The organism is Nocardioides xinjiangensis, assembly GCF_017916385.1.
GTDB classification, from domain to species: domain Bacteria; phylum Actinomycetota; class Actinomycetes; order Propionibacteriales; family Nocardioidaceae; genus Nocardioides; species Nocardioides xinjiangensis.
Genome location: NZ_JAFMSW010000001.1, coordinates 2,684,439 through 2,709,482 on the forward strand (window position 1 = coordinate 2,684,439; position 25,044 = coordinate 2,709,482).

Consider the following 25,044-nt stretch of genomic DNA (forward strand, 5'->3'; position numbering starts at 1 on the left):
GGTCATGCCGAATCAGCTCCCCGCCACGTCCGTCATCGCCGAGACCGTCGACAAGTACGCCGACGAGCTCGTCGCGCTCCGCCGCGACCTCCACGCCCACCCGGAGCTGAGCTGGGCCGAGGAGCGCACCTCCGACGTGGTGGTGTCCGCGCTGGAGGGCGCCGGCTGGGCGATCACCCGGCCCGAGGGCGGCGGCGTGCTCGCCGAGATCGGCCACGACGGCCCGCTCGTGGCGCTGCGCGCCGACCTCGACGCGCTGCCGGTCGACGACCTGATCTCCGACCCGTGGCGGAGCACCAACCCCGGAGTGGCCCACGCCTGCGGGCACGACGTCCACACCGCCGGCCTCGTCGGCGCGGGGCTCGCGCTGGCGGAGGTGGCGACCCGCGGGCTGCTGACGGGCCGCGTCCGGCTGCTGTTCCAGCCGGCCGAGGAGGTCATGCCCGGCGGCGCGCTGCACCTGATCTCCTCCGGCGCGCTGGAGGGCGTGTCGCACGTCTTCGGCCTGCACTGCGACCCGAGCCTGGACGTCGGCCGGGTCGGCCTCCGCGAGGGCCCCCTCACCGGTGCCGCCGACGCGCTCACCGTGCGGCTCATCGGCAAGGGCGGGCACACCTCGCGCCCGCACCTCACCGAGGACCTCACCTTCGCGCTCGGCAAGGTGATCACCGAGCTCCCCGCGATCCTCAGCCGCCGCCTGGACCCCCGCGCCGGCGTCAGCGTGGTGTGGGGCATGGTCCGGGCGGGCTCGGCCCACAACGTCATCCCGCACGGCGGTGTCGTCGCGGGCACCGTCCGGATGCTCGACGCTGTCGCGTGGGCCGACGCTGAGCACCTCATCCGCCAGCTGATCACCTCGATCGTCGCGCCCTACAGCGTGACCGCCGAGGTGACCTACCAGCGGGGCGTGCCGCCGGTGGTCAACCACCCGGTCTCGACGTCGCTGCTCGGCATCGGGGTGGAGAACGTCCTCGGGCCGCACGGCCACGTCTCGACGCTCCAGAGCCTCGGCGGCGAGGACTTCGGCTGGTACCTCGACTCGGTCCCCGGCGCGATGGCCCGCCTCGGCACGCGCACGCCCGGCGGCCCGACGTACGACCTGCACCAGGGCAACCTGCGCGTCGACGAGGCGGCCACCGGGATCGCGGCGCGGGTGCTCGCCGAGGCGGCGGTGACGGCCCTCAGCGTCTGAGGGCCCGGTCAGTCGGTCGGCGACGGCGGCTCGTCGCCGGGCTGCACGAGCGGCAGCCTGAACGTGAAGGTGCTGCCCTCCCCGAGGACGGAGGACACCTCGAGGCGCGCGTCCATGAGGTCGGCGAGCTGGCGGCAGATGGCCAGGCCGAGCCCGATGCCCTGGTCCTGGCCGGCGTACTGCGGATCGGCCTGCGTGAACGGCTCGAACAGGGCGTGCAGGCGGTCCGGCGCGATGCCGATGCCGGAGTCGGTCACGGTGAAGTCCAGCCAGGTGCCGGCGCCGGGTGCCGGCTCGGGCTGCGACGTGACCCGGACGTCGACGGTGCCCTGCTCGGTGAACTTGATGGCGTTCTGGACGAGGTTGGTCACGACCTGGGTGATGCGCAGGGCGTCGCCCACCGCCGTCGCCGGCACGGACCCGTCCACCTCGAAGGACGCGACGAGGCCGCGGTCCTCGGCCGAGGGGACGGCCCACTCGGCCACGTCGGCGACCAGGGCGCGCACGTCGAACGGAGCATGCGTCAGCACCGTGCGGTGGGCCTCCAGGCCCGAGAACTCCAGGATGTCGTTGACCAGGTGCAGCAGCCGCTGGCTGGAGCGGCGCACCATCTGCGCGTAGTGGTCGGGCTCGGGCTCCAGCTCGGCGTCCAGCAGCAGGTCCGTGGCTCCCACCAGCACGGCCAGGGGAGTGCGGATCTCGTGGCTGACCGTCGCCAGGAACAGGCTCTTGGCGGCGTTGGCCTCCTCGAGCTCGCGCAGCACCCGCTTCGACTCGGTGATGTCCTCGGTGATGCCGTGCAGGCCGACGACCTCGCCGCAGACCACGACCGGTATCGCGGTGCACCGGATGTGGACGACCTCCCCGTCGGCGCGCAGGACCCGGGCCTCCTCGACCTGGGGCTCGCCGGCGAGGGCCCGGTCGAAGCCGGCCTGGATGATGTGCACGTCGTCGGGGTGGATGACCTCCGAGAAGTGCGTCTGCCTCATCTGCTCGAGGGTGAGGCCGGTCATCGCGAGCGCGCGGGGGTTGGCGTCGGTGTAGTAGCCGCGGCGGTCCACCGAGTAGGCGGCGTGGGGGTGGTGGGAGAACATCGAGGCGTAGCGCTCGACGCCCTGTGACAGGGCGTTCTCGCCGAGCGACGCCTTCGCCCGGTCCGCAGGGCCGGGCCGGTCATCGTGCATCTGAACCCTCCGAGTGTCGGCGCCGCACCGTCCGGCCCGGGCTCCCGTCGCCGGCCGGCGGCCTCCAGTACAACACGGTGCCCCTTCCCCGGGCGGGGCCCGGGTGGGCCCGGGGTGAGGCTCGGGCCGGGGTGGCGGGCTACTGCTGCCGGTACGGGACGCCGTCCGCCGCGGGCGGTCGCGAGCGGCCGACCAGGCCGGCCACGGCCAGGATGCCGACGAGGTAGGGCAGCATCAGCATGAACTGGCTCGGCACCGGGGAGCCGATGACGGAGAGCACGCCCTGCAGGTTGGTCGCGAAGCCGAACAGCAGCGCGGCCAGGGTGGCGCGGATGGGGTCCCACTTGCCGGCGATGACCGCGGCCAGCGCGATGTAGCCCGCACCGCCCGTCATCTCCCGGTTGAACTGGCCCACGGACACGAGCGTGTAGTACGCGCCGCCCGCGCCGGCGATGGCGCCGGCGAGCAGGAGGGTGCGGTAGCGGGTGCGGTTGACCTTGATGCCGACCGTGTCGGCGGCCTTCGGGTGCTCGCCGACCGCGCGGACCCGCAGGCCCCAGCGGGTGCGGTAGAGGGCGTAGGCCACGAGCGCGACAACGGCGTAGAGCACGTAGACGAGGGGGGTCTGGCGGAACAGGATCGGCCCGATCAGGGGGATGTCGCCGAGGACCGGGATGGGCAGGCGGTCGAACCCGTCAGGGGCGTTGAGGCCCTCCGCGTTGGGCGTGAGGACCTGGCGGAAGAGGAAGTTCGTCAGCCCGACGACCAGCACGTTGAGCACCACGCCGACGATGACCTGGTCGACGAAGTAGGTGATCGCGAAGAGGCCGAGGATCAGCGCCACGAGGGCACCGGCCGCCATCGCCGCGAGCAGACCCGCCCACGGCGAGCCGGTCAGCGAGGCGGTGATCGCCGCGGCGAACGCGCCGAGGAGCAGCTGACCCTCGATGGCGATGTTGACCACGCCCGCGCGCTCACCGAGCACGCCGCCGAGGGCGCCGAAGACGAGCGGCACCGCGAGCGCGACCGCGCCGCCGAGCAGGCTGACCATCCGGATGGAGCTGTCGGCGGCCGCCCAGCTGAGGAAGCCGACCATCCAGGCGAGGGCGAAGGCGATCGGGATCCAGGCCGGCTGGCGCAGGTGCGCGAGCATGCGGCGTACGGCCTCGGCGGTGAGCGCCAGGCAGGCCACGACCATCAGCCAGGCGGTCGGCCCCGAGGGGACGACGATGTCGGGCAGGGCGAAGAAGTCGCTCTCCGCCGCGAGCTGGAAGGTGGTGCTGCCCGCGTGCGACGAGCGGAGCAGGACGACCGCGAGCAGCGCGGTCAGCACCCCGAGGACCACGGGGAGCTTGCGCGACCCGCCGCGCGTGGGCGCGACGACGGTGTCGGGCGCGAGACCGCCGCTGTCGGGGGCCGGCTGGTCGGTCACGGTGCTCACTTGGCCTCCTGGGCGGGGAGCCGGAAGATCGCACGCACCAGCGGAGGCGCGGCGAGGAAGAGGACGATCAGCGACTGGACCACGAGCACCAGGTCGACCGAGATGTTCTCCGAGGCCTGCATGGTGAAGCCGCCGGCCTTGAACGCGCCGAACAGCAGTCCCGCGGCCAGGATCCCGAGCGGGCGGGACCGGCCGAGGAGGGCCACGGTGATGGCGTCGAACCCGATCGAGGCGTCGAGGTCGAGCGAGACGCCGCTGGAGACGGTGCCGAGCACCTGGTTGACGCCCGCGAGCCCGAGCAGGGACCCCGCCACCATCATGACCACGGTGTACGTGCGCCCGACGTTGATGCCGGAGGCGCGGGCCGCGTGGGGGTTCTCGCCGACCGCGCGGATGCGGTAGCCGAGGGTGGACCGGTTGAGCAGCCACCACACCACGCCCACGGCGACGAGGGCGAGGACGAACCCCAGGTGGAGGTTGAACTGCTCGCCGAGCACCCGGGGGAGGGTCGCCGTCTCCTTCATGGGCGGCGACTTGGGGTTCACCGAACCCGGCGTCTTGAGCAGCCAGTCCTTGGTGAGCGCCCAGAACAGCAGGTAGTAGGCGACGTAGTTGAGCATGATCGTGACGATCACCTCGTGGGCGCCGGTGCGCGCCTTGAGGAGGCCGGCGATGCCGCCCCACAGGGCGCCGGCCACCATGCCGACCACGATCGCGAGCGGCAGGTGGACGATCGTCGGCAGGTCGAGCTGGAAGCCGACGTAGCCGGCCGCGCCACCGGCGATGAGCATCTGGCCGCGACCGCCGATGTTGAACAGCGCCGCGCGGAACGCCAGGCCCACGCCGAGCCCACCGAGGATCAGCGGTCCGGCGAACTTCAGGGTCTCGGTCAGCGGGCGCCACTGCTGGGCGGGGTCGGCGAGGTTGTAGTTGAAGATCGCGCCGCGGAACATCGCGCTGTACGCACCCGACACGGCGTCCCACAGGGCGGTGAGGAAGTCGGAGGGGCGAGCGGTGAGGTACCCCGCGGTCTCGCGGACGGTCTCGTCGGTCGCCGCGATCATCACCGAGCCGACGAAGACGGCGAGGAGCACCGCGAGCACGCCGGCCAGCGCATCGCCCGAGACGATCTCGCGCAGCACCGACCGCGACCGCTCCGGCGGCACCCCGGAATCCTCGGCCCGGTCCACCTCGGGGGTGGCGGGTGGGGTCTTCACGCGACCACGTCCTTCAGGTCCTTCGGGCGTTCGCCGGTCATCATGAGTCCGAGGGTCTCGCGGGGGGTGTCGGCCGGCACGATGCCGACGACCCGGCCGCGGTAGAGCACCATGATCCGGTCGGCGAGCGCGACCACCTCGTCGAGCTCGGTGGAGACCACGAGGACCGGGATCCGGCTGTCGCGGGTCGCGACGATCTGCTTGTGGATGAACTCGATCGAGCCGACGTCGACGCCGCGGGTCGGCTGGGCCGCGACGAGCAGGCGCAGGTCGCGGGAGAGCTCGCGGGCCACGACGACCTTCTGCTGGTTGCCGCCGGAGAGGTTCGCGGCGAGCGAGTCGATGTCGCGGGCGCGGACGTCGTACTCCTTGAGCTTCTTCTCCGCGAAGGCGCGCAGGGCGCCGAGCCGCAGGGAGCCGTTCTTGACGAACGGGGACCGGAAGCTGCGGTTCAGCATGAGGTTCTCGGCGATGGTGAAGCCGGGGACCAGCCCGTCGACCTGGCGGTCCTCGGGGATGAACCCGACGCCCGCGTCGAGGATCTTGCGGGTGGTCCGGCCGACCAGCTCGACGCCGTCGAGGGTGATGGAGCCGCTGACGTCGTCCTGCAGGCCGAGCAGGGCCTCGGTGAGCTCGGTCTGGCCGTTGCCCTGCACACCGGCGACGGCGAGCACCTCGCCGGCCCGGATCGTGAAGCTGATGCCGTCGACCTGGGTGTGCCCGGCGACGTCGACGACGCGGAGGTCGCGGACCACGAGAGCGTCCTCGCCCAGCGTCGGCGCGTCCTTGTGCACCACCAGCTCGACCGGGCGGCCGACCATCATCGAGGCGAGCTCGGCGTTGCTGGCCTTGGGGTCCGCCTCGCCGACGACCTTGCCGTGGCGGATCACGGTGATCCGGTCGGCGACCTCGCGGACCTCGCGCAGCTTGTGGGTGATGAACACGATGGCCTTCCCGGCCTCGCGGAGCTGGCGCATGATGTCCATCAGCTCGTCGGTCTCCTGCGGGGTGAGGACCGCGGTGGGCTCGTCGAAGACGAGCAGCTCGGCGTCGCGGGAGAGGGCCTTGATGATCTCCACGCGCTGCTGGACGCCGACGGGCAGATCCTCGACGACCGCGTCGGGCCGGACGTGGAAGCCGAAGCGCTCCGAGATCTCGGTGACCCGTGCGCTGGCGGCCTCGAGGTCGAGCGTGCCCGCGAAGCCGGTCGTCTCGTTGCCGAGCATGACGTTCTCGGCGACGGTGAAAACCGGGATGAGCATGAAGTGCTGGTGGACCATGCCGATGCCGGCGGCCATCGCGTCACCCGGTCCGGTGAAGTGCTGGACCTCGCCGTCGAGCTCGATCTCGCCCTCGTCGGCCTTGTAGAGCCCGTAGAGGACGTTCATCAGGGTCGACTTGCCCGCACCGTTCTCGCCGAGGAGGCAGTGGATCTCGCCGGGCTCGACCGTGAGGGAGATCGAGTCGTTGGCCACCACGCTGCCGAAGCGCTTGGTGATGCCTCGCAGGACGAGTCTCATGGCATCGCATCCTAGGGGTCGGAATGGTCGGGAGGTCGGTCCCGGGGTCTGGTACGGCGGCGCGGTCCGGCACGGAAGAGGGAGGCCGACGGTTCCGTCGGCCTCCCTCCGTGGTGGAGCGTGCGGGTGGTCAGCCCAGGTAGGACTTCACCTCGATGGAGCCGTCGATGATGCCGGCCTTGACCTCGTCGAGCTCAGCGGCGAGCTCGGGGTTCACCTTGTCCTCGAAGTTGTGGAACGGCGCGATGCCGACGCCCTCGTTCTCCAGGGTCCCGACGTAGGGCTCGAAGTCGAAGTTGTCCTCGCCCGCGGCCTTGACGGCCTCGTAGGTGGAGACCTTCATGCCCTTGAGGATCGACGTCAGGACGTAGTCCTGGGTGGACGGGTCGGTCTCGTAGAGGTCGGCGTCCACGCCGATCATGGCGATGTCCTTGCCGGAGTCCTCGATCGCGGTGATCGCGCCCTGGTAGATCGGGCCACCGACGGGCAGGATGACGTCGACGTCCTGGTCGAGGATCTGCTTGGCGGTGCTGGTCGCGGCCTCGTTGGCCTCGAAGCCACCGGTGAAGGAGCCGTTCTCGCCGTCCCAGCCGACGACCTCGACGTCCTTGCCCTTCTCCTCGGCGTAGTACTCGGCGCCCTGCTTGAAGCCGTCCATGAAGATCGTGACGGTGGGGAAGGGCATGCCGCCGAAGGTGCCGACCTTGCCGGTCTTGGTGTAGTCGGCAGCGGCGTAGCCGGCCAGGAACGCAGCCTGGGCGGTGTCGTAGAGCAGCGGCTTGATGTTGGGCTCGTCGGCCTCGCCGTCGAACGTGGCACCGTCGTCGCCGCCGTCGGCGGCGTCGTCGATGAGGACGTACTCGATGTCCGGGTTGGCGGCGGCCGACTCCTTGGTGGCCGAGGCGAGCGCGAAGCCGACGGTCACGATGACGTCGCAGCCCTGTCCGACCAGGCTCTCCAGGTTGGGGCCGTAGTCGTTCTCGCTGTTGGACTCGACGGAGATGAGCTCGGTGCCGAGCTCCTCGGCGGCCTGCTCGGCCCCCTCGAAGCCGAGCTGGTTGAACGACTTGTCGTCGAAACCGCCGGCGTCGGAGACGATGCACGGCTGGAAGTCGCTGGTGGCCGAGCTGCCCTCGCTCCCGCTCCCGGTGTTGGTCTCCTCCTCGGGCGCGTCACCACACGCAGCCAGGGTCGCGGCCGCGAGCATGGCCACGAGGCCGCTCGAGACGACCTTCCTCGTCTTCACCACAAATGCCTCCAAGTTCGTGCCCCTGGGATGGGGTCTCTTCCGGGGAGCATGATGCCTGCCGCTTCGCACCCCGTCACGGGGTTCGCGACCTTTGAAATGCGTTTGAGACCAAAAACCCGCCGGACGACTTTCGGCCGATCCTGCCGATGACCGCCGGTTCGTTCCATGCGCCATAGTTGCCGCGTGAGCGACAGGCTGGAGCAGGGTGACTGGGACGAGCTGCGGGCGGCCGCCGTCGAGGCGATGGGGCGGGCCTACGCGCCCTACTCGGGCTACCCCGTGGGCGCGGCGGCGCTGGTCGACGACGGCCGCGTCGTCGTCGGCTGCAACGTCGAGAACGCGGCGTACGGGGTGGCGCTCTGCGCGGAGTGCGGCCTGGTCTCGCAGCTGCACGCCAGTGGCGGCGGCCGGCTGACCCACTTCGTGTGCGTCAACGGCGCGGGCGAGGTCATCATGCCGTGCGGGCGGTGCCGCCAGCTCCTCCACGAGCACGGCGGGCGCGACCTGCTGCTGTGGACGGTCTCGGGCGTCAAGCCGATGTCCGAGGTGCTCCCCGACGCCTTCGGGCCCGAGGATCTGGCCGCCGTCGCCCCTGCCGCCCTCGAGACCCTGGACCCGGCCGGAGACGCGGCCCCCCGTGACCCGGAAGGAACCCCGTAGTGGCCGCACACGACGCCGTCGAGGTGATCCTCGCCAAGCGCGACCAGCACGAGCTCACCGACAGCCAGATCGACTGGGTGATCGACGCCTACACCCGCGGGGAGGTCGCCGACGAGCAGATGTCGGCCCTCGCCATGGCCATCCTGCTCAACGGCATGGACCGCCGGGAGATCGCCCGCTGGACGGCGGCGATGATCGCCTCGGGCGAGCGCATGGACTTCGCCGCGCTCTCGCGCCCCACCGCCGACAAGCACAGCACCGGCGGTGTCGGCGACAAGATCACCCTGCCGCTGGCGCCGCTGGTCGCCGCGTGCGGTGTGGCGGTGCCCCAGCTGTCCGGCCGCGGCCTCGGCCACACCGGCGGCACGCTGGACAAGCTCGAGTCGGTCCCCGGCTGGCGGGCGGCGCTGAGCAACGAGGAGATGTTCGCGATCCTCGAGGACGTCGGCGCCGTCATCTGCGCGGCCGGTGACGGGCTCGCGCCCGCGGACAAGAAGCTGTACGCCCTGCGCGACGTGACGGGCACGGTCGAGGCGATCCCGCTGATCGCCAGCTCGATCATGAGCAAGAAGATCGCCGAGGGCACCGGCGCGCTGGTGCTCGACGTCAAGGTCGGCAGCGGCGCCTTCATGAAGGACGTCGACAGTGCGCGCGAGCTGGCCGAGACGATGGTCGCCCTCGGCACGGACGCCGGGGTGCACACCGTCGCCCTCCTCACCGACATGGCCACCCCGCTGGGCCTGACCGCGGGCAACGCCGTCGAGGTGCAGGAGTCGGTCGACGTGCTGGCCGGCGGTGGACCGGCCGACGTCGTCGAGCTGACCCTGGCGCTGGCGCGCGAGATGCTCGCCGGGGCGGGCCGCGACGACGTCGACCCCGCCGACAAGCTCGCCGACGGCTCGGCGATGGACGTCTGGAAGGCGATGATCCGCGCCCAGGGCGGCGACCCCGACGCGTCGCTGCCGCAGGCGAAGGAGTCGCACGTCGTGACCGCCCCCGCGAGCGGCACCCTGACGCGCCTCGACGCGATGGCGGTCGGCATGGCCGCCTGGCGCCTCGGCGCGGGGCGCGCGCGCAAGGAGGACCCGGTGCAGGCCGGGGCCGGCGTCGTCTGGCACGCGCGTCCGGGCGAGGAGGTCACCGAGGGCGAGCCCCTCTTCACCCTGCTCACCGACGAGCCCGAGCGCTTCGAGCGGGCCCTCGCCTCGCTGGAGGGCGGGTACGACATCGGTGACGGGCCGTTCGAGCCGGCGCCGCTGGTCATCGACCGGATCTCCTAGCCGGCGTCCGCCCCGGGCCGGCGCCAGCCGCCGGGCCGCCGCCGGGCGCGGGGCTCGCCCGCCCGCGGGCTCGCCGGTCGCCGATCGCCCGGTAACGCCCCGGAACGCGCGCTCCCGCCTCCACCGGTGAGGGCGGGAGTGCCCTGATGAGGGCGTTACCCGACCTCGGGGGCCCGGCGGCGGCGGCGGGGGCGGCGGGCTGCGGCGGGCGCGGCGGGGGCGGGCGCCGTACCGCTCAGGCGAGGAGGAGGACGACGTGCGCGGCCACGCAGGCGGGCTTGTCCTGCCCCTCGATCTCGACGGTGTGCTGCACGACGAGCTGCTTGCCGGCCGGCAGGTCGCGCACCTCGCCGAAGCGCACGTGGGAGCGCAGCCTGCTGTCCACCGGCACCGGGCTCGGGAAGCGGACCCTCTCGAGGCCGTAGTTGAGCCGCGCCCCCGGCGTCTCGAACGCGAAGACCTCGGAGGCGAAGTGGGGGAGCAGGCTGAGGGTGAGGAAGCCGTGGGCGATCGTGGAGCCGAACGGCCCCTCGCCGGCCGCCGCCACGTCGACGTGGATCCACTGGTGGTCGAGGGTCGCGTCGGCGAAGGCGTCGATGCGGGCCTGGTCGACGGTGAGCCACTCGCTGGTGCCGATGTCGGTCCCCGCGGCGGCCGCCACCTCGTCGAGCGTGGTGAAGGTGCGCATGCCCCGAAGATAGTCGCCCCTGCTTGGATGGGACGGTGACGACTCCTACCCGCGACCAGGTGCTGGCCGCCCCCAAGGTGCTGCTCCACGACCACCTCGACGGCGGCCTGCGCCCGCAGACGATCGTCGAGCTCGCCGCGGACACCGGCCACGAGCTCCCGGCGCCCGACGCGGAGTCGCTCGGGCGCTGGTTCACCGAGTCGGCCGACTCCGGCTCGCTGGTGCGCTACCTCGAGACCTTCGACCACACCGTCGCGGTGATGCAGAACGGTCCCGCGATCGCCCGCGTCGCCCGCGAGTGCGTGGAGGACCTCGCCGCCGACGGCGTGGTCTACGCCGAGGTCCGCTACGCGCCCGAGCAGCACGTGAGCGGGGGGATGACGCTCGACGAGGTCGTCGCCGCGGTGCAGGAGGGCTTCGAGGAGGGCATGGCCGCCAGCGGCGGCAGGATCGTCGTACGCCAGCTGCTGACCGCGATGCGCCACCAGGCCCGGTCCATGGAGATCGCCGAGCTCGCGATCGCGTGGCGCGACCGGGGCGTGGCCGGCTTCGACATCGCCGGCGCGGAGGCGGGCTTCCCGCCCACCCGCCACCTCGACGCCTTCGAGTACCTGCAGCGGGAGAACGCCCACTTCACCATCCACGCCGGCGAGGCCTTCGGGCTGCCCTCGATCTGGGAGGCGATCCAGTGGTGCGGCGCCGACCGGCTCGGCCACGGCGTGCGGATCATCGACGACATCACCGTCGAGGACGACGGGTCGGTCCGGCTGGGCCGGCTTGCGGCGTACGTCCGCGACAAGCGCATCCCGCTCGAGATGTGCCCGAGCTCCAACATCCAGACCGGCGCGGCGGAGTCGTTCGAGCAGCACCCGATCGGTGTGCTGACCGACCTGCGCTTCCGGGTCACCGTGAACACCGACAACAGGCTCATGAGCGACACCTCGATGACCCAGGAGATGCACCGCCTGGTCGAGACGTTCGACTACACGCTCGAGGACCTGCGCTGGTTCACGATCAACGCGATGAAGTCGGCGTTCCTGCCCTTCGACGAGCGGCTCGCGATCATCGACGAGGTCATCAAGCCGGGCTACGCCGCCCTCATCGGGTGAGCTCGGCGTAGGCCTGGTCGCCGGTCGCCCTGCGGCACCCCTGCCGGAGGGCGTGCGCCACGACCCGCTGCTGGTCGCGCATCAGCGCCGTCCCGCGGCGCAGCAGGACCAGCGGCGGCTTGCGGTGCTCGCGGAGGTCCCGGGTCAGGCGCCTCCAGAAGGTCACGAGCGGGTGCTGGGTGATGCAGTACGCCGCCGCCAGCAGGCCCTCCTCGCGGCACACGGCCACCACCTCCGGGGCGAAGATCCCCTCCGCCACGAACCTCGTGCTGCCACCGAGGTCGACCGTGCGCGAGCCGGAGCGGCCGTTGCGGGCGATCTCGTAGACCGGCACCTCGCTGCGCCCCGTCGCGCAGAGCTCGCGCAGGGCGGCGAGGGCGTCGGCCTCGTGCCAGGAGTCCGGGTGGTCCCAGTCCACCAGGCCGGCGTTGGCGCCGGTGCGGATGCGCGGGAGGGTCGGGTCGTCGCCGTCCTTGTAGAAGTCGTCGAGGCGCAGGACGGGTAGTCCCAGGCGCTTCGCGAGCCGGGACTTCCCGGCGCCGCTGGGGCCGGCCAGGACGACGACCTGGGCTGTGCTCATTCGGTGCGGACTCTTTTCCTGGTTCGGCCACGGACGATCGGGCTGGAGATTAGTCTCGCGCAGACCCTCGACCGACACCTCTGTGGGAGGACCCTCATGAGTCCCGACGACTCGACCGCGCCCGTCGGCACGCCCGGCGCTGCTGCCGGACGTACGGGGAGGACCCGGCTGCTCCTCGGCCTCGCCCTCGCGCTGGTGGTGGCCGTCGCCGGCTTCCTCGTGCTGGGCGGCGGTGGGGACAGCGAGGCCACGGGGCCGGACTGCGTCTCCGACGAGGTCTCGCTCACCACGGCGCCGGTCATGGCGCCGCTGGTGGAGGAGGCCGTCGAGGCCGTCAACGCCGACGAGCCCTGCATCGACATCCAGGTGACCACGGGCACCGTGAAGGACGTGGTGGCGCTCCTCGGGGACCCCGAGGCCCAGCTCCCCGAGCTCTGGATCCCGGACAGCCCGACGTGGAAGGGGCAGCTGAGCAGCGCCGGTTTCACCGGTACGCCGATCGCCGACGTGCTCGCGCAGACGCCGGTCGGCCTCGTCGGCGGGCCGGCGGCGAAGGCTCCCGCGTCCTGGGCGGCGGTCCTCGACGGCGGCAGCCTCGCGATGGCCGACCCGAGCGCCGAGGGCGCCTCGGCACTCGCGCTGCTGGCGCCGTACGCCGAGATGAAGAAGACGGGGGAGACGCCGGTCACCATCGAGGAGAAGACCGTCCCGGTCGCGCAGACCTACGGCGAGCGGGCCGTGTCGGGCGGCGCCACGGAGACCGACCTCGACGCCGTCACCGCCTCGAGCACCCAGCTGGTGCCCGCGACCGAGCAGGCGTACCTCGCGGCCCGGCGCGGCAACGACCAGCTCTCGCTGGTCGCGCCCCGGACCGGTGTGCCGATGCTGCGCTTCCCGATGGTCGCGGTGACCCGCGGCAACATGGACGTGCTGTCGACGGGCCGCGACGTCTCGGCCCGCGTCGGCCGTGCGCTGACCCGCTGGTTCACCTCGAGCGCCGGCGTGGAGGCCATCGCCGCGGCCGAGCTCCGCGGCCCGGGCGGTGAGCCGCTGCCCAACGAGATCGGTCTCGGCAGCGCCGCGCTGCTCAGCACGGTCGCGCAGAAGACCACCGACGACACCCTGCGCCAGTGGCGCGTGCTGTCGGTGCCCTCGAGCATCCTCGCCGTGGTCGACCTCTCCGGATCGATGAAGACGGCCCTGGGCGACACCACCCGCATCGGCCTGGCCGTGCAGGCCTCGCAGCTCGCCTTGGACGCCTTCCCGGCGCAGGCGCGGATCGGCATCTGGGGGTTCTCGAAGAACCGCGGCGAGAACGGCGCGTCGTGGGCCGAGTACGCCGCCCTCGACCGTCTCGACGCCGCCGCCGGCGACGCGGGCACGCACGGCGACGTGGTCCGCAAGGAGGCCGGCGCCCTCGTCGGTCGCGTCCGCGGCGCCACGGGGCTGATGGACACGACCCTGGCGGCCTACAAGCACGCGCAGGAGGAGTGGGACCCGGCGTGGTTCAACTCCGTGGTGATCTTCACCGACGGGGCCAGCGACGACTCGAGTTCGCTGTCGCTCGAGGCCCTGATCAACCAGCTCAAGTCGATCCGCGACCCCGCCAAGCCGGTCAAGGTGATCATCATCGGCATCTCGCAGGACTCCGACACCGGTGAGCTCGAGCAGATCGCCGCGGCGACGGGTGGCCAGAACTACCTCGTCAACAACCCCAACCAGATCCTCGGCGTGCTCGCCTCGGCCCTGCTCAACCGCTGACCGAGCGCACCAGAGCCGAAGGCCCCCGGACGTCGTCCGGGGGCCTTCGTCGTCCGTGCGTGGCGCTCAGACGCCGATCGGGTGCCAGACGGTCTTGGTCTCGAGGAAGTGCGTCATCCGGTCCAGCCCGGGCTCCGCGAGCCAGTCGGTGTCGGGAGCGGGGCGGCGTACGCGCTTGAGGTTGTCGGCCGCGGCGACCTCGAGGGACGCCGCGAGGGCGGGGTCGGCGACGCCGGTCAGGTCGATGCCGTTCACGTCCATGTGGGAGGCGAGCCAGGGCGCGATCTCGGCCTGCGAGCCGGTGAGCACGTTGACCACGCCGCCGGGCAGGTCGCTGGTGGCCATGACCTCGCCGAGCGTGATGGCGGTGAGCGGGTGCTGCTCGCTCGCGATCACGACCACGGTGTTGCCGGTGACGACGAGGGGCGCCACGACGCTGACGAGGCCCAGCAGCGGCCCCTGCGGTGCCACCACGGCGACGACGCCGCTCGGCTCGGGGGTGGAGAGGTTGAAGTACGGCCCGGCGACCGGGTTGGCGTTGCCGACGACCTGGGTGATCTTGTCCGCCCAGCCGGCGTACCAGACGAGGCGGTCCACGGCGGCGTCGACGTAGGCGCGGGCGCGGCCCGACGAGACGCCCTCGGCGGCGCGGAGCTCGGCCTCGAACTGCTCGCGGCGACCCTCCAGCACCTCGGCGACGCGGTAGACGACCTGGGCGCGGTTGTACGCCGTCCGGCCCGACCAGCCGCCGAAGGCCGCGCGGGCGGCCACCACGGCGTCGCGGGCGTCCTTGCGGGAGGCCCGCGCGGCGTTGGCCAGCAGGCGGCCCTTGGCGTCGTTGACGACGTAGGAGCGACCGGACTCCGAGCGGGGGAACTGCCCGCCGATGTAGAGCTTGTAGGTCTTGCGGACGTCGATGCGGCTCACTGGTCAGCTCCCTTGAGGTAGGCCTCGAGGCCGTGGCGACCACCCTCCCGGCCGTAGCCGGACTCCTTGTAGCCGCCGAACGGCGACGTGGGGTCGAACTTGTTGAACGTGTTGGCCCACACCACCCCGGCGCGCAGGCGGTTGGCCATGGACAGGATCCGCGATCCCTTGTCGGTCCACACGCCGGCCGACAGGCCGAAGGGGGTGTTGTTGGCCTTCTCGACCGCCTCCGCCGGGGTGCGGAACGTGAGCACCGAGAGGACCGGCCCGAAGATCTCCTCGCGGGCGATCCGGTGCGCCTGCGAGACGCCGGTGAACACGGTGGGCGCGAACCAGTAGCCGTTGGCGGGCAGGTCGCACGGGGCCGACCAGCGCTCGGCGCCCTCGGCCTCGCCGACCTCCGACAGCTCGCGGATCTTCGCGAGCTGCTCGGCGGAGTTGATCGCGCCGACGTCGGTGTTCTTGTCGAGCGGGTCGCCGACGCGCAGCGTCGCCATCCGGCGCTTGAGGCGGGCCATCACCTCGTCGGCGACGGACTCCTGCACGAGGAGGCGCGAGCCGGCGCAGCACACGTGGCCCTGGTTGAAGAAGATGCCGTTGACGATGCCCTCGACGGCCTGGTCGATCGGCGCGTCGTCGAAGACGATGTTGGCCGCCTTGCCGCCCAGCTCGAGCGTCACCCTCTTCTGGCTGCCGGCGACGGCGCGGGCGATCGCCTTGCCGACCTCGGTGGAGCCGGTGAAGGCGACCTTGTCGACGTCGGGGTGCGAGACGATCGCGCGGCCGGTGTCGCCGGCGCCGGTGACGATGTTCACCACGCCCGGCGGGAGGTCGGCCTGCTGGCAGATCTCGGCGAACAGCAGCGCGGTCAGCGGCGTGGTCTCGGCCGGCTTGAGGACCACGGTGTTGCCGCACGCGAGCGCGGGCGCGATCTTCCAGGCGAGCATCAGCAGCGGGAAGTTCCACGGGATGACCTGGCCGGCGACGCCGAGCGGGGTGGTCCCGTAGCCGGCGTACTTCAGCTTGTCGGCCCAGCCGGCGTAGTAGAAGAAGTGCGCGGCCACGGTCGGGACGTCGACGTCGCGCGCCTCCCCGATCGGCTTGCCGTTGTCGATCGACTCCAGGACGGCGAGCTCGCGACCACGCTCCTGGATGATCCGGGCGATCCGGTAGAGGTACTTGGCCCGCTCGGCGCCCGGCATCCGCGACCAGACGCGGTCGTAGGCGCGGCGGGCCGCCCGGACCGCGTTGTCGACGTCGGCCTCGCTGGCCTCGGCGACCTCGGCCAGCACCTCCTCGGTGGCGGGGTTGACCGTCTTGAACGACGTGCCGGTGCCGTCGACGAACTCGCCGTTGACGAACAGGCCGTAGGACGGCTTGATGTCGACGATCGCGCGCGACTCCGGCGCGGGGGCGTACTCGAGGGTGCGACTCATGGGGTGGTCCTCAGTCCAGCGTGAAGTAGTCGGGACCGGAGTAGCGACCGGTCGTCATCTTGGTGCGCTGCATGAGCAGGTCGTTGAGCAGCGTGGAGGCGCCGAAGCGGAACCAGTCGGGGTCGAGCCAGTCCTCGCCGCAGGTCTCGTTGACCATCACGAGGTACTTGATGGCGTCCTTGGTGGAGCGGATGCCGCCGGCGGGCTTCACGCCGACCATGCGGCCGGTCTGCTCGCGGAAGTCGCGGACGGCCTCGAGCATGACGAGCGTGACGGGCAGGGTGGCGGCGGGCTGCACCTTGCCGGTCGAGGTCTTGATGAAGTGGCCGCCGGCCATCATCGCCAGCCAGCTCGCGCGCCGGACGTTGTCGTAGGTCTGCAGCTCGCCGGTCTCGAAGATCACCTTGAGGTGGGCGCTGGTGCCGTCGGGCCGGGCGCAGGCCTCACGGACCTGGACGATCTCCTCGTAGACGTCGAGGTAGCGACCCGACAGGAACGCGCCGCGGTCGATGACCATGTCGATCTCGTCGGCCCCGGCCTCGACCGCGTCGCGGGTGTCGGCGAGCTTGATGCCCATTGCCGCCCGGCCGCTGGGGAACGCGGTGGCGACGGCGGCGACGTGCACGCCGCTCTCGCCGAGGGTCTGCTTCGCGGTGGCCACCATGTCGGGGTAGACGCACACCGCCGCGGTGGGCGGGCACGACGGGTCGGCCGGGTCGGGCCGCATCGCCTTCGACGCGAGCGCGCGGACCTTGCCGTGGGTGTCCTGGCCCTCGAGCGTGGTGAGGTCGACCATGCGGATGGCGAGGTCGATGGCGAAGGCCTTCGACGTCGTCTTGACGGACCGGGTGGCGAGGGTGGCGGCGCGAGCCTCGCAGCCGACCTGGTCGACTCCCGGCAGGCCGTGGAGGAACCGGCGGAGCGAGGAGTCCGAGCGCACGACGTCGTCGAGGACGCCGAGCCCGGGAGCGGTGCTCGCCGTCGAGCTGGCAGTGGGTGTCACCGACCCAGCATAGAGTTGGGTCGAGGGCCCCCGGCAATCCGCACGGGGGCACCATCTGCCCGAGGTCGACGGCCCGGACGGGGGCGGACCGCCACGAGGGCCACGAGGACACCATGGCACGCCCGCAGGACCACCGCCACGACGTCGTCGAGCGGTTCCGGCCCACGAGCGGTCGCCTCACCGGATGGCTCGCGGTCGTGCTGGGGGCGCTCCTCGTCGTGGCCGGCCTGGTCTACCTCGACGACGGCTTCCCGCCGTGGATTGCTGCTGCGGGCCTGCTCCTGGCCGTGCTGGCGTGGGCATCGATGCTGCGTCCGGCGCTGTGGGCCACCGAGGAGCACCTCGTCATGCGCAACCTGGCCGAGACCGTCCACATCCGGCTCGCCGCGATCGAGGAGACGGCGATCGGCCAGGTCCTCGCCGTGCGCGCCGCCGACCGGCGCCACGTCTCGCCCGTCGTCGGCCGCACCTGGCGCAAGGCACTCGTCTCGCGGCGCGGCGGCGCCGGCACGGCCGAGGAGGGTCCCCGTGAGGGGATGCCCTACGTCGACTGGGTCGAGCACCGGCTCCGCGAGCTGGTCGAGCGTGCGCAGCGCGACGCCGGCGTCCGGCCCGGCTCCGCGGAGCAGCTGGCCCTGCCCGACGCCGTACGCCGCGAGCGGGCGGTCGTGCCCCGCGCGCTGATCGCGGTGGCGGTGGTAGCGCTGCTGGTCTCGCTGTTCCTGTGACCGGGCCTCAGCCACGCCGTGCCGCAGCGGCGGTCCCCGGGGTCGGCCACCACCGCCCGACGGCCGCGGACTGGGCCAGGGTCCAGGTCGAGCTGCACACCCAGTAGACGAGCAGCGCGACCGGCACCACGCCGCCGGCGACGAGCAGGCCGCCCGCCGACATCACCGGCATGATCCGCTGCGCCACGAGCACCGCCTCCGGCATCCCGTCCACCGGGGTGTTGGGGGCGACGACGTAGCGCTGGGTGACGTACGACAGCGCTGCCGCGGTGGCGGCGAGCCCGGCCACGACCGCGAGGTGGACGCCGCCCGAGCCGAGGTAGCCGTGACCGGCCAGGGAGACGCCGACGACGGAGGCGGCGCCGAACGACGACACCAGGCCGGGGCCCATCGCCCCGACGGCGACGCCGGACGCCACGTCGGAGAGGAGGTGGTAGAGGGAGAGCCACACCGGCAGCTGCACGAGCACCGGCAGGCAGCCGAGGCGGCTCATCCCGTGCTCGGCCGAGACCGCGCGGCGCTCGTCGAGCTGGGCGCGCACGCTGTCGACGTCGGTGCGCCCGCGGTAGCGCTCTGCGATCCCCTGCAGGTGGGGCCGAGCGCGGGCGGCGGCGTGCGCCTGGCGCACGCCCTGGACGACGAGCGGAAGCAGGGCGAGCCGGACCAGGACGACGAGCGCCACGACGCCGAGCACCCAGGTGCCGGCGGCGTCGGGCAGGGCGCCGAGGGAGGTGAGCGCGTGGTGGGTGGCCGCGAGGACCGCGGCGAGGGCGTGCGAGAAGGGGTCGAGCAGGGACATGCGGGCTCCAGGGACGAGGCGGGACGGGTCTGCGTGGCGTCGCCGCGGCGACGCGTCAGATGCGTCCGGGAGCGCGCGGGCGCACCGGGTGGTGCACCACGTCGGTGGTCCGCCCGGCCAGCACGAGCGGCACGTCGGCCGCACGCCGGGGCGGCCGCAGGGAGGGGCGCCCCGAGGGCGGCACCGCGATCAGGCCGGGGACCCGGGTCAGCGCCGCGTGGGCGGCGAGCGCCGTGAGCACCACTACCGACTGGGTGGTCGTCGACGGCGCCAGCGAGACGGCCGCGACGAGCGAGCCGAGGCCCACCAGCGCCAGCACGAACGCCACGCGCGCACGAGCCACCGTGGTGGGGGTCGGGACCATGCGCCCGAGCCTAGCCAACGACGCGGAGCCCGGTCAGCGACGCTCGTGGGCGCCGACGTCCACCCGGCCGCGCGCCGAGCGGCGGACGAGCCCGGTCGGGGCGACGTACTCCCAGCGTGCGCGCCAGCGTCGCGGCAGGGCCACGCCGCGGTCGAGCGCCGGGGACGACGACCGGAGCCGGAAGTCCTCCGAGCCCGGGTCGACGAAACCGCCTCGACCGACGCGGCGGTTGGCGCGGGCGTCGGTGCGGCCGGTGGTGAGGTCGCCGGGGCCGACGAGCAGGTTGTTGCGCAGGTGGGCCCGGCTGCCGTCCGCGAGCGCCACGAAGGTGCCCGACGAGCGCTCGTTGACGAAGGTGTTGTTGACGACCCACAGGGTGCGCGAGGGGCCGAGGCCCTCGGCCCCGTAGGACACCAGCGCCGGGTTCTCCGAGTGCGGGCCCTGCACGACCACGTTGCCCGCCACCAGGGCCCGACCGCCCTCGGGCAGGTCGACGGAGTAGCTCGCCGTCGAGCGGCCGTCGCTGATCCGGTTGGCCACGACGGTGGTGCGCGCGGCGCGCGACTTCACGTGGTGGCCGGTGTCCGCGCCGGCGAACCAGCTGCCGACCACGGTGAGCGAGCGGACGGCGCCGACGTAGAGGTTGTGCGAGTAGCCGTCGCCGTGACCGTTGCCGGAGAACCGGGAGCTGCGGACGACGACGTCGCTGTCGGGGTCGGCACCGGTGAGGATGCCGTTCTCGTTGTCGTGGAACCAGCTGCGGGTGACCCTGAGGTCCGTGCCCTCGTGCCGGATGCCGGCGCCGTTGCGGTCGGCCACGGCCGCGCCGCTGAGCTCGATCCGGTCGACGGTGGTGCGGTCGCCGGCGATGACCCAGATGGCCTTGCCCTGCACGTCGTTGCCGGCGGCGCGCAGGTGGGCGCGTCCGCCGTCCCCGCGGAGCGTGAGGTCGTCCTGGGTCCAGGTCGCCACGTCGCCGGGGTAGGTGCCCGGGTCGATTAGCACGGTGTCGCCGTCGCGCGCCACGGCCGCCGCGGCGCTCGGGGTGGTCAGGGCGCGTTCGGGGCCGACGCGCCACGTGCGCGGGACCTGCTCGTCGTACGCCGCACCGGCGGGCGCGGCGGCCACCGGAGCGGCCATCAGCCCCGCCACCAGCCCGGTCGCCATTCCGGTCGCCAGTCCGGTCACGAGCCCGGTCGTCAGGGCCGGGGCGCGGGTCCGCACGTCAGCGGTCCGGTCCGAAGGCGGCGCCCCGCAGGTCGGCCTTGATCGCGTCGAGCCGGCCGGCGGCGTTGATGCGGGCGGCGTCGACGCCGCCGTCCGCGTCGGCCCCGACGGGCACGACCACCTCGAGGTAGCACTTCACCTTCGGCTCGGTGCCGCTCGGACGGACGATCACCCGGGCGCCCTGGGCGAGGGAGTAGCGCAGGCCGTCGGTCGGGGGCAGCAGCTCCGAGCCCTCGGCGAGGTCCTCGACCCGCTCGACGGCGAGCCCGCCGAGGGCCGTCGGAGGCGCGGCGCGCAGCCGCTGCATCGTGGCCGGGATGTCGGACAGCTGCTCGAAGCGCACCGACAGCTGGTCGGTCGCGTGCAGGCCGTGCTGGCGGGCGATGTCGTCGAGGATGTCGGTGAGGCCGCGGCCCTCGGCCTTCGCGGCCGCGGCGAGCTCGCACACCAGCAGCAGCGCCGAGACGCCGTCCTTGTCGCGGACGTGCTCGGGGTCGCAGCAGTAGCCCAGCGCCTCCTCGTAGCCGAACGCGAGGCCCTCGACGCGGCCGATCCACTTGAACCCGGTCAGCGTCTCCTCGTGCGGCTGGCCGGCCGCGGCCGCCATCTTGCCGAGCAGGCTGGAGGAGACGATCGAGTTGGCGTAGGTGCCGGTGCGGCCGCGGGCGAGCAGGTGGTGGGCCAGCAGCGCGCCGACCTCGTCGCCGCGCAGCATCCGCCAGCCGTGGGCGTCGGGCACCGCGACGGCGCAGCGGTCGGCGTCGGGGTCGTTCGCGACGACGAGGTCCGCCCGCGTCTCCGCGGCCAGCGCCATCGCCAGGTTCATCGCGCCGGGCTCCTCGGGGTTGGGGAAGGAGACCGTCGGGAAGTCGGGGTCGGGGTGCTCCTGCTGCTCCACGACGTGGGGTGCGTCGAAGCCGGCGGTCTCCAGCACCTGGGCGACGGTCGTGCCGCCCACGCCGTGCAGCGGCGTGTAGACGAGGCTGAGGTCGCGGGGACCGTCCGCGGCGAGCCCGGCGACGGTGTCGAGGTAGCGGTCGACGATCTCCTCGCCGACGACGCGGCCGGCGTCGCCGCGGGGGAGGTCGGCCAGCGGGCCCACGGCGGCGATCCGGTCGGCGATCTCGCTGTCGGCCGGCGGCACGATCTGGCTGCCGTCGCCGAGGTAGACCTTGTAGCCGTTGTCCTGAGGCGGGTTGTGGCTCGCGGTGACCATCACGCCCGCGGCGCAGCCCAGCTCGCGGATCGCGAAGGCCAGCAGCGGGGTCGGCAGGGTCCGCGGCATGACGAGCGCCTTGAAGCCGGCGCCGGTCATGATCTCGGCCGTGTCGCGCGCGAACACGTCGGAGTTGTGGCGCGCGTCGAAGCCGATCACGACCGAGCCGCCGGCGTGGCCGGTGTCGCGCAGGTACGCCGCGAGGCCGGCGGCAGCGCGGGTGACCACGACGCGGTTCATCCGGTTGGGGCCGGCGCCGAGGGCGCCGCGCAGGCCGGCGGTGCCGAACTCGAGCGTCCCGGCGAAGCGGTCGGCGAGGTCGGTCTGCTCCCCGCGCGCAGCGGCCGCGACGAGTGCCTCGAGCTCGGCGCGGGTCTGCTCGTCCGGGTCCTTGGCGGCCCAGGCCCGGGCCTGCTCGATCAGGTCGGTCGGTGCGGTCTCGACGGTCATGGACGCACGCTATCCCCAGGCGCGGGCCGCTGTCGGTGGGCGGTGCCACGATCGGTCCATGATCGATCACCTGGGCATCAACTGCACCGACCTGGCCCGCGCGGCCGCGTTCTACGACAGGGTCCTGGGCGTCCTCGGACACCGCCGGATCATGGACTTCGACGTGGCGATCGGCTACGGCACCGAGGAGCCCGACTTCTGGATCAGCACCTTCGACGGCGTCGGCCCCAACCGCGAGGTCCACGTCGCGTTCCGGGCGCCCGACGCGGCGACGGTCCGCGCCTGGCACGCGGAGGCCGTGGCGGCGGGTGCGGAGTCGCTGCACGAGCCGCGGCTCTGGCCGGAGTACCACCCGGGCTACTACGGCGCCTTCGTCCGCGACACCGAGGGCAACAACGTCGAGGCGGTCTGCCACTCCGGCGACTCCTGACCGCGGGCCCGGCCGGCACCCCGGGCTAGCGTGGCGCCGTGACCGCGACCGTGCTCTCCGTCAACGCCGGCGCCCTGGCGCCGGTCGAGGGGATGCGTCGCCCGAGCGGCATCCGCAAGCACCCGGTCGACCGGATCGACGTCCGCGACCCCGGTCCCAAGCGCGGCGGGCTCGGCAGCGGTGTCGTGGGCGACGAGATCTACAGCCGCAAGCACCACGGCGGAGCCACGCAGGCGGTGTACGCCGTCGCGCGCGAGGAGCTGGACCACTGGGGCCGCGAGCTCGCTCGCGACCTGCCCGACGGGATGTTCGGCGAGAACCTCACCACCCGCGGGCTCGCGGTCGACGATAGCGAGGTCGGCGAGCTGTGGGAGGTCGGCAGCGCCCTGCTCGAGGTGTGCGGACCGCGGGTGCCCTGCGCCACGTTCGCCAAGCACATGGCGGAGCCCCGGTGGATGCGCCGCTTCGCCGAGCACGGCCGCACGGGGGCCTACCTCGCGGTGCGCGAGCCCGGGCGCATCGAGCCGGGCGACCCGGTCACGGTGGTGCACCGCCCGGGGCACGGACTCACGGTGCCGATGTACTTCCGGGCGTGGATGGGCGACCAGGGCCTGGCCGAGCTGTTCCTGAGGGCGCGGGTGCTGCCGCGGGCCGAGCACGACTGGCTCGAGTCGCGGCGGTGAGCGCCGCGACCCGAGGCGCAGTCGGTGGGCCTCAGTTCAGGGCGGCGACCGCCGCGTCGTAGTCGGGCTCCTGGCCGATCGCCTCGGTGAGCTGGGTGTGCAGGACGGTGCGGTCGGCGTCCAGCACGACCACCGCACGCGCGAGCATCCCGCGCCAGCCGCCGTCGGCCATCTCGACGCCGTAGTCCCGGCCGAAGCTCGAGCGGAACGCCGACCCGACGAGCACGTCGTCGATCCCCTCGGCGCCGCAGAACCGGGCCTGCGCCAGGGGCAGGTCGACCGACACGTTGACGACGGCCGTGTCCTGGAGCCCGGCGGCGAGCTCGTTGAACCTCCGCACGCTCGCCTGGCACACGCCGGTGTCGATGCTCGGGAAGATGTTGAGCACCACACGCTTGCCGGCGACGTCGGCGTCGGTGAGCGAGCCGAACGAGGAGTCGACCAGCTCGAAGCCGGGGGCCTGGGAGCCGACCGTCGGGAGCTCGCCGACGGTGCTGACGGTGTTGGGACCGAGTTGGGTGGTTGCCATGGCGCAAACCTAGCGGGCACCTAGAGTGCGCCCATGGCCACCCGCGACCGGACCGGCGTGATCGTCGAGGTGCTGCGCGACGCCTTCGCGCCCCTGATGCGCGCCGACCCGACGGCGTTCCGCGCGAAGTACCGCAAGATGGCGCGTGACCCGCTGGCCTTCTACCGCGGCACCGCGTGCCTGTTCTTCCACGACGTCACCGCGGCCTCCGACGACTGGGCCGCCCACGGGGCGGAGCGCATCTGGATCCACGGCGACCTCCACGTGGAGAACTTCGGCACCTACCTCAACTCCGACGGCAGGCTGATCTTCGACGTCAACGACTTCGACGAGGCCTACCTCGGACGCTTCACCTGGGACCTGCAGCGCTTCGCGGCCAGCCTCGCGCTGCTCGGCTGGCAGAAGGCCCTGCCGGAGGACGCGATCCGCAAGCTAGTCGGCCGCTACACCCGCTCGTACCTGGCCCAGATCAACCACTACACCGGGACCGAGGACGACGAGGGCTTCGAGATTCGCCTCGACACCGCCCACGGGCCGGTGCTGACCGCGCTGCAGTCGGCCCGCCGGATGCGGCGCGCGGACCTCCTCGACAGGGTCACCACGATGCAGGGCGGCACCCGCATGTTCCTCGAGGACGCCACCACGCGGCGGCTCTCGCGCACCGAGCGCGAGAAGGTCGTGGCGGCCTTCGGCGGCTACCTCGACACGATCCCCGACTCCAAGCGCTTCGACCGCGAGCTCTTCTACGAGCTGCGCGACGTCGTCGGCAAGTCCGGCTTCGGCATCGGCAGCGCGGGGCTGCCGGCGTACAACGTGCTCGTCGAGGGCTACAGCCAGGCGCTGGACAACGACGTCGTGCTGAGCATGAAGCAGGCCAACGTCCCGGCGCTGAGCAGGTTCGTCGACACCGCCGACGTCGACGCCTACTTCGAGCACGAGGGCCACCGCACGGCCGTCAGCCAGCGGGCCCTCCAGGTGCACACCGACCCGCTGCTCGGGCACACCAGCATCGACGGCGTGGGCTACGTCGTCTCCGAGGTCTCGCCCTACGAGGTCGACCTCGACTGGGGCGACATCAACGAGCCGGAGGACATGCGCGCCGTGGTCGACCTCCTGGGGCGGGCCACCGCCAAGATCCACTGTGCCTCCGACGAGGACAGCCAGCAGGACCTCGTCGACTTCCAGGTCGAGGAGGCCATCGCGCGGTCGCTGCACGGTCGGCGCAACGACCTCGTCGCCTGGCTGTCCGACTGGGCGATCGAGTACGCCGCTCGCGTGCGCAAGGACCACGCACTGTTCGTGGACGCGTTCCGCGAGGGCCGGGTCGGGATCGCCGCCACCTGACGTCGCGGGCGCGCGGTGCCCCGCGGC

General features: G+C 72.8%; 24 protein-coding genes. 9 read left to right on the forward strand and 15 right to left on the reverse strand.

Annotated features, from left to right (window positions below; translation table 11 throughout):
* Positions 1–4: 4 nt before the first annotated feature.
* On the forward strand, positions 5–1,192 hold the full coding sequence (locus J3P32_RS12650; protein WP_210440133.1) for an amidohydrolase: 1,188 nt from the start codon (positions 5–7) through the stop codon (positions 1,190–1,192).
* 8 nt (positions 1,193–1,200) lie between these two features.
* Here the strand turns inward: J3P32_RS12650 and J3P32_RS12655 are convergent, their stop codons facing one another.
* The 5 genes from J3P32_RS12655 to J3P32_RS12675 all read right to left on the reverse strand — a co-directional run bounded on the left by J3P32_RS12655 (position 1,201) and on the right by J3P32_RS12675 (position 7,803).
* Positions 1,201–2,376: a sensor histidine kinase gene (locus J3P32_RS12655; protein WP_210440135.1), complete on the reverse strand. Its 1,176-nt coding sequence runs from the start codon at positions 2,374–2,376 to the stop codon at positions 1,201–1,203.
* A 139-nt stretch (positions 2,377–2,515) separates the two neighbouring features.
* Positions 2,516–3,817 (reverse strand): ABC transporter permease, encoded by a 1,302-nt coding sequence (locus tag J3P32_RS12660; RefSeq protein WP_307807971.1) that lies wholly within the window; start codon positions 3,815–3,817, stop codon positions 2,516–2,518.
* Positions 3,814–5,034 carry an ABC transporter permease gene (locus J3P32_RS12665; RefSeq protein ID WP_307807972.1) on the reverse strand — a complete coding sequence of 407 codons (1,221 nt, stop codon included), beginning with the start codon at positions 5,032–5,034 and terminating at the stop codon, positions 3,814–3,816. Before J3P32_RS12665 ends, J3P32_RS12660 begins: the two co-directional genes overlap by 4 nt.
* On the reverse strand, positions 5,031–6,554 hold the full coding sequence (locus tag J3P32_RS12670) for an ABC transporter ATP-binding protein (protein WP_210440136.1): 1,524 nt from the start codon (positions 6,552–6,554) through the stop codon (positions 5,031–5,033). Before J3P32_RS12670 ends, J3P32_RS12665 begins: the two co-directional genes overlap by 4 nt.
* A gap of 130 nt (positions 6,555–6,684) precedes the next feature.
* Positions 6,685–7,803 carry a BMP family lipoprotein gene (locus tag J3P32_RS12675; RefSeq protein ID WP_307807973.1) on the reverse strand — a complete coding sequence of 373 codons (1,119 nt, stop codon included), beginning with the start codon at positions 7,801–7,803 and terminating at the stop codon, positions 6,685–6,687.
* Positions 7,804–7,968: 165 nt separating this feature from the next.
* On the opposite strand from J3P32_RS12675, the gene J3P32_RS12680 reads away from it, so the two are divergent.
* On the forward strand, positions 7,969–8,463 hold the full coding sequence (locus J3P32_RS12680) for a cytidine deaminase (RefSeq protein ID WP_210440138.1): 495 nt from the start codon (positions 7,969–7,971) through the stop codon (positions 8,461–8,463).
* Entirely contained in the window at positions 8,463–9,743 is a 1,281-nt protein-coding gene (locus tag J3P32_RS12685; RefSeq protein WP_210440140.1) for a thymidine phosphorylase, read from the forward strand. Before J3P32_RS12680 ends, J3P32_RS12685 begins: the two co-directional genes overlap by 1 nt.
* Before the next feature lie 235 nt (positions 9,744–9,978).
* Here the strand turns inward: J3P32_RS12685 and J3P32_RS12690 are convergent, their stop codons facing one another.
* The gene (locus J3P32_RS12690; protein ID WP_210440142.1) at positions 9,979–10,431 is read right to left on the reverse strand and encodes a MaoC family dehydratase; all 453 of its coding nucleotides are present in this window, start codon (positions 10,429–10,431) and stop codon (positions 9,979–9,981) included.
* Between the two features lie 35 nt (positions 10,432–10,466).
* On the opposite strand from J3P32_RS12690, the gene J3P32_RS12695 reads away from it, so the two are divergent.
* The gene (locus J3P32_RS12695; RefSeq protein WP_210440143.1) at positions 10,467–11,540 is read left to right on the forward strand and encodes an adenosine deaminase; all 1,074 of its coding nucleotides are present in this window, start codon (positions 10,467–10,469) and stop codon (positions 11,538–11,540) included.
* On the opposite strand, the gene J3P32_RS12700 is transcribed toward J3P32_RS12695, so the two are convergent.
* Positions 11,530–12,120, reverse strand: a complete 591-nt coding sequence (locus J3P32_RS12700; protein WP_210440145.1) for an ATP-binding protein — start codon at positions 12,118–12,120, stop codon at positions 11,530–11,532. The two genes, J3P32_RS12695 and J3P32_RS12700, sit on opposite strands and share 11 nt — an antisense overlap.
* A 96-nt stretch (positions 12,121–12,216) precedes the next feature.
* Between J3P32_RS12700 and J3P32_RS12705 the strand changes: the two genes are divergently transcribed.
* Entirely contained in the window at positions 12,217–13,881 is a 1,665-nt protein-coding gene (locus J3P32_RS12705) for a substrate-binding domain-containing protein (protein ID WP_210440147.1), read from the forward strand.
* Between the two features lie 66 nt (positions 13,882–13,947).
* Here J3P32_RS12705 and J3P32_RS12710 read toward each other — a convergent pair whose 3' ends face one another.
* Genes J3P32_RS12710 through deoC form a run of 3 tightly spaced genes read right to left on the reverse strand, consistent with a single transcriptional unit; the run spans position 13,948 to position 17,247 of the window.
* Positions 13,948–14,808: an aldehyde dehydrogenase family protein gene (locus tag J3P32_RS12710; RefSeq protein WP_210440149.1), complete on the reverse strand. Its 861-nt coding sequence runs from the start codon at positions 14,806–14,808 to the stop codon at positions 13,948–13,950.
* On the reverse strand, positions 14,805–16,244 hold the full coding sequence (locus J3P32_RS12715) for an aldehyde dehydrogenase family protein (RefSeq protein ID WP_210440150.1): 1,440 nt from the start codon (positions 16,242–16,244) through the stop codon (positions 14,805–14,807). The genes J3P32_RS12710 and J3P32_RS12715 overlap by 4 nt, the downstream gene beginning before the upstream one ends.
* Positions 16,245–16,254: 10 nt before the next feature.
* A complete protein-coding gene (gene deoC / locus J3P32_RS12720) occupies positions 16,255–17,247 on the reverse strand; it encodes a deoxyribose-phosphate aldolase (RefSeq protein ID WP_210440152.1) in 993 nt (330 codons plus the stop codon).
* 113 nt (positions 17,248–17,360) lie between these two features.
* On the opposite strand from deoC, the gene J3P32_RS12725 reads away from it, so the two are divergent.
* The gene (locus J3P32_RS12725) at positions 17,361–17,975 is read left to right on the forward strand and encodes a hypothetical protein (protein ID WP_210440154.1); all 615 of its coding nucleotides are present in this window, start codon (positions 17,361–17,363) and stop codon (positions 17,973–17,975) included.
* Between the two features lie 7 nt (positions 17,976–17,982).
* Here the strand turns inward: J3P32_RS12725 and yidC are convergent, their stop codons facing one another.
* From yidC to J3P32_RS12745, 4 genes are read right to left on the reverse strand one after another with little or no spacing between them, the layout of a single operon-like run.
* Positions 17,983–18,774 (reverse strand): membrane protein insertase YidC, encoded by a 792-nt coding sequence (gene yidC / locus J3P32_RS12730; RefSeq protein ID WP_210440156.1) that lies wholly within the window; start codon positions 18,772–18,774, stop codon positions 17,983–17,985.
* 55 nt (positions 18,775–18,829) lie between these two features.
* Positions 18,830–19,138, reverse strand: a complete 309-nt coding sequence (locus J3P32_RS12735; RefSeq protein ID WP_210440158.1) for a hypothetical protein — start codon at positions 19,136–19,138, stop codon at positions 18,830–18,832.
* Between the two features lie 33 nt (positions 19,139–19,171).
* Positions 19,172–20,326: a right-handed parallel beta-helix repeat-containing protein gene (locus J3P32_RS12740; RefSeq protein WP_210440159.1), complete on the reverse strand. Its 1,155-nt coding sequence runs from the start codon at positions 20,324–20,326 to the stop codon at positions 19,172–19,174.
* 37 nt (positions 20,327–20,363) lie between these two features.
* Positions 20,364–22,031: a phospho-sugar mutase gene (locus tag J3P32_RS12745; RefSeq protein ID WP_210440161.1), complete on the reverse strand. Its 1,668-nt coding sequence runs from the start codon at positions 22,029–22,031 to the stop codon at positions 20,364–20,366.
* Positions 22,032–22,089: 58 nt separating this feature from the next.
* Between J3P32_RS12745 and J3P32_RS12750 the strand changes: the two genes are divergently transcribed.
* Both J3P32_RS12750 and J3P32_RS12755 read left to right on the forward strand, forming a co-directional pair.
* Positions 22,090–22,461: a VOC family protein gene (locus J3P32_RS12750; RefSeq protein ID WP_210440163.1), complete on the forward strand. Its 372-nt coding sequence runs from the start codon at positions 22,090–22,092 to the stop codon at positions 22,459–22,461.
* A 38-nt stretch (positions 22,462–22,499) separates the two neighbouring features.
* Positions 22,500–23,144, forward strand: a complete 645-nt coding sequence (locus J3P32_RS12755; protein ID WP_210440165.1) for an MOSC domain-containing protein — start codon at positions 22,500–22,502, stop codon at positions 23,142–23,144.
* Between the two features lie 31 nt (positions 23,145–23,175).
* Here the strand turns inward: J3P32_RS12755 and tpx are convergent, their stop codons facing one another.
* Positions 23,176–23,673 (reverse strand): thiol peroxidase, encoded by a 498-nt coding sequence (gene tpx, locus J3P32_RS12760; protein ID WP_210440167.1) that lies wholly within the window; start codon positions 23,671–23,673, stop codon positions 23,176–23,178.
* Positions 23,674–23,706: 33 nt separating this feature from the next.
* Here tpx and J3P32_RS12765 point away from each other — a divergent pair, with 33 nt between their 5' ends.
* On the forward strand, positions 23,707–25,017 hold the full coding sequence (locus J3P32_RS12765) for a DUF2252 domain-containing protein (RefSeq protein ID WP_210440168.1): 1,311 nt from the start codon (positions 23,707–23,709) through the stop codon (positions 25,015–25,017).
* The last annotated feature ends 27 nt before the right edge of the window (positions 25,018–25,044 follow it).

Excerpts from the sequence above, each read along its gene's own strand:
- J3P32_RS12650 (WP_210440133.1), top strand. The coding sequence starts at position 5 with ATGCCGAATCAGCTCCCCGCCACGTCCGTCATCGCCGAGACCGTCGAC.
- J3P32_RS12655 (WP_210440135.1), bottom strand. The coding sequence starts at position 2,376 with ATGCACGATGACCGGCCCGGCCCTGCGGACCGGGCGAAGGCGTCGCTC.
- J3P32_RS12670 (WP_210440136.1), bottom strand. The coding sequence starts at position 6,554 with ATGAGACTCGTCCTGCGAGGCATCACCAAGCGCTTCGGCAGCGTGGTG.
- J3P32_RS12680 (WP_210440138.1), top strand. The coding sequence starts at position 7,969 with ATGCGCCATAGTTGCCGCGTGAGCGACAGGCTGGAGCAGGGTGACTGG.
- J3P32_RS12690 (WP_210440142.1), bottom strand. The coding sequence starts at position 10,431 with ATGCGCACCTTCACCACGCTCGACGAGGTGGCGGCCGCCGCGGGGACC.
- J3P32_RS12700 (WP_210440145.1), bottom strand. The coding sequence starts at position 12,120 with ATGAGCACAGCCCAGGTCGTCGTCCTGGCCGGCCCCAGCGGCGCCGGG.
- J3P32_RS12705 (WP_210440147.1), top strand. The coding sequence starts at position 12,217 with ATGAGTCCCGACGACTCGACCGCGCCCGTCGGCACGCCCGGCGCTGCT.
- J3P32_RS12715 (WP_210440150.1), bottom strand. The coding sequence starts at position 16,244 with ATGAGTCGCACCCTCGAGTACGCCCCCGCGCCGGAGTCGCGCGCGATC.
- J3P32_RS12725 (WP_210440154.1), top strand. The coding sequence starts at position 17,361 with ATGGCACGCCCGCAGGACCACCGCCACGACGTCGTCGAGCGGTTCCGG.
- yidC (WP_210440156.1), bottom strand. The coding sequence starts at position 18,774 with ATGTCCCTGCTCGACCCCTTCTCGCACGCCCTCGCCGCGGTCCTCGCG.
- J3P32_RS12735 (WP_210440158.1), bottom strand. The coding sequence starts at position 19,138 with ATGGTCCCGACCCCCACCACGGTGGCTCGTGCGCGCGTGGCGTTCGTG.
- J3P32_RS12745 (WP_210440161.1), bottom strand. The coding sequence starts at position 22,031 with ATGACCGTCGAGACCGCACCGACCGACCTGATCGAGCAGGCCCGGGCC.
- J3P32_RS12750 (WP_210440163.1), top strand. The coding sequence starts at position 22,090 with ATGATCGATCACCTGGGCATCAACTGCACCGACCTGGCCCGCGCGGCC.
- tpx (WP_210440167.1), bottom strand. The coding sequence starts at position 23,673 with ATGGCAACCACCCAACTCGGTCCCAACACCGTCAGCACCGTCGGCGAG.
- J3P32_RS12765 (WP_210440168.1), top strand. The coding sequence starts at position 23,707 with ATGGCCACCCGCGACCGGACCGGCGTGATCGTCGAGGTGCTGCGCGAC.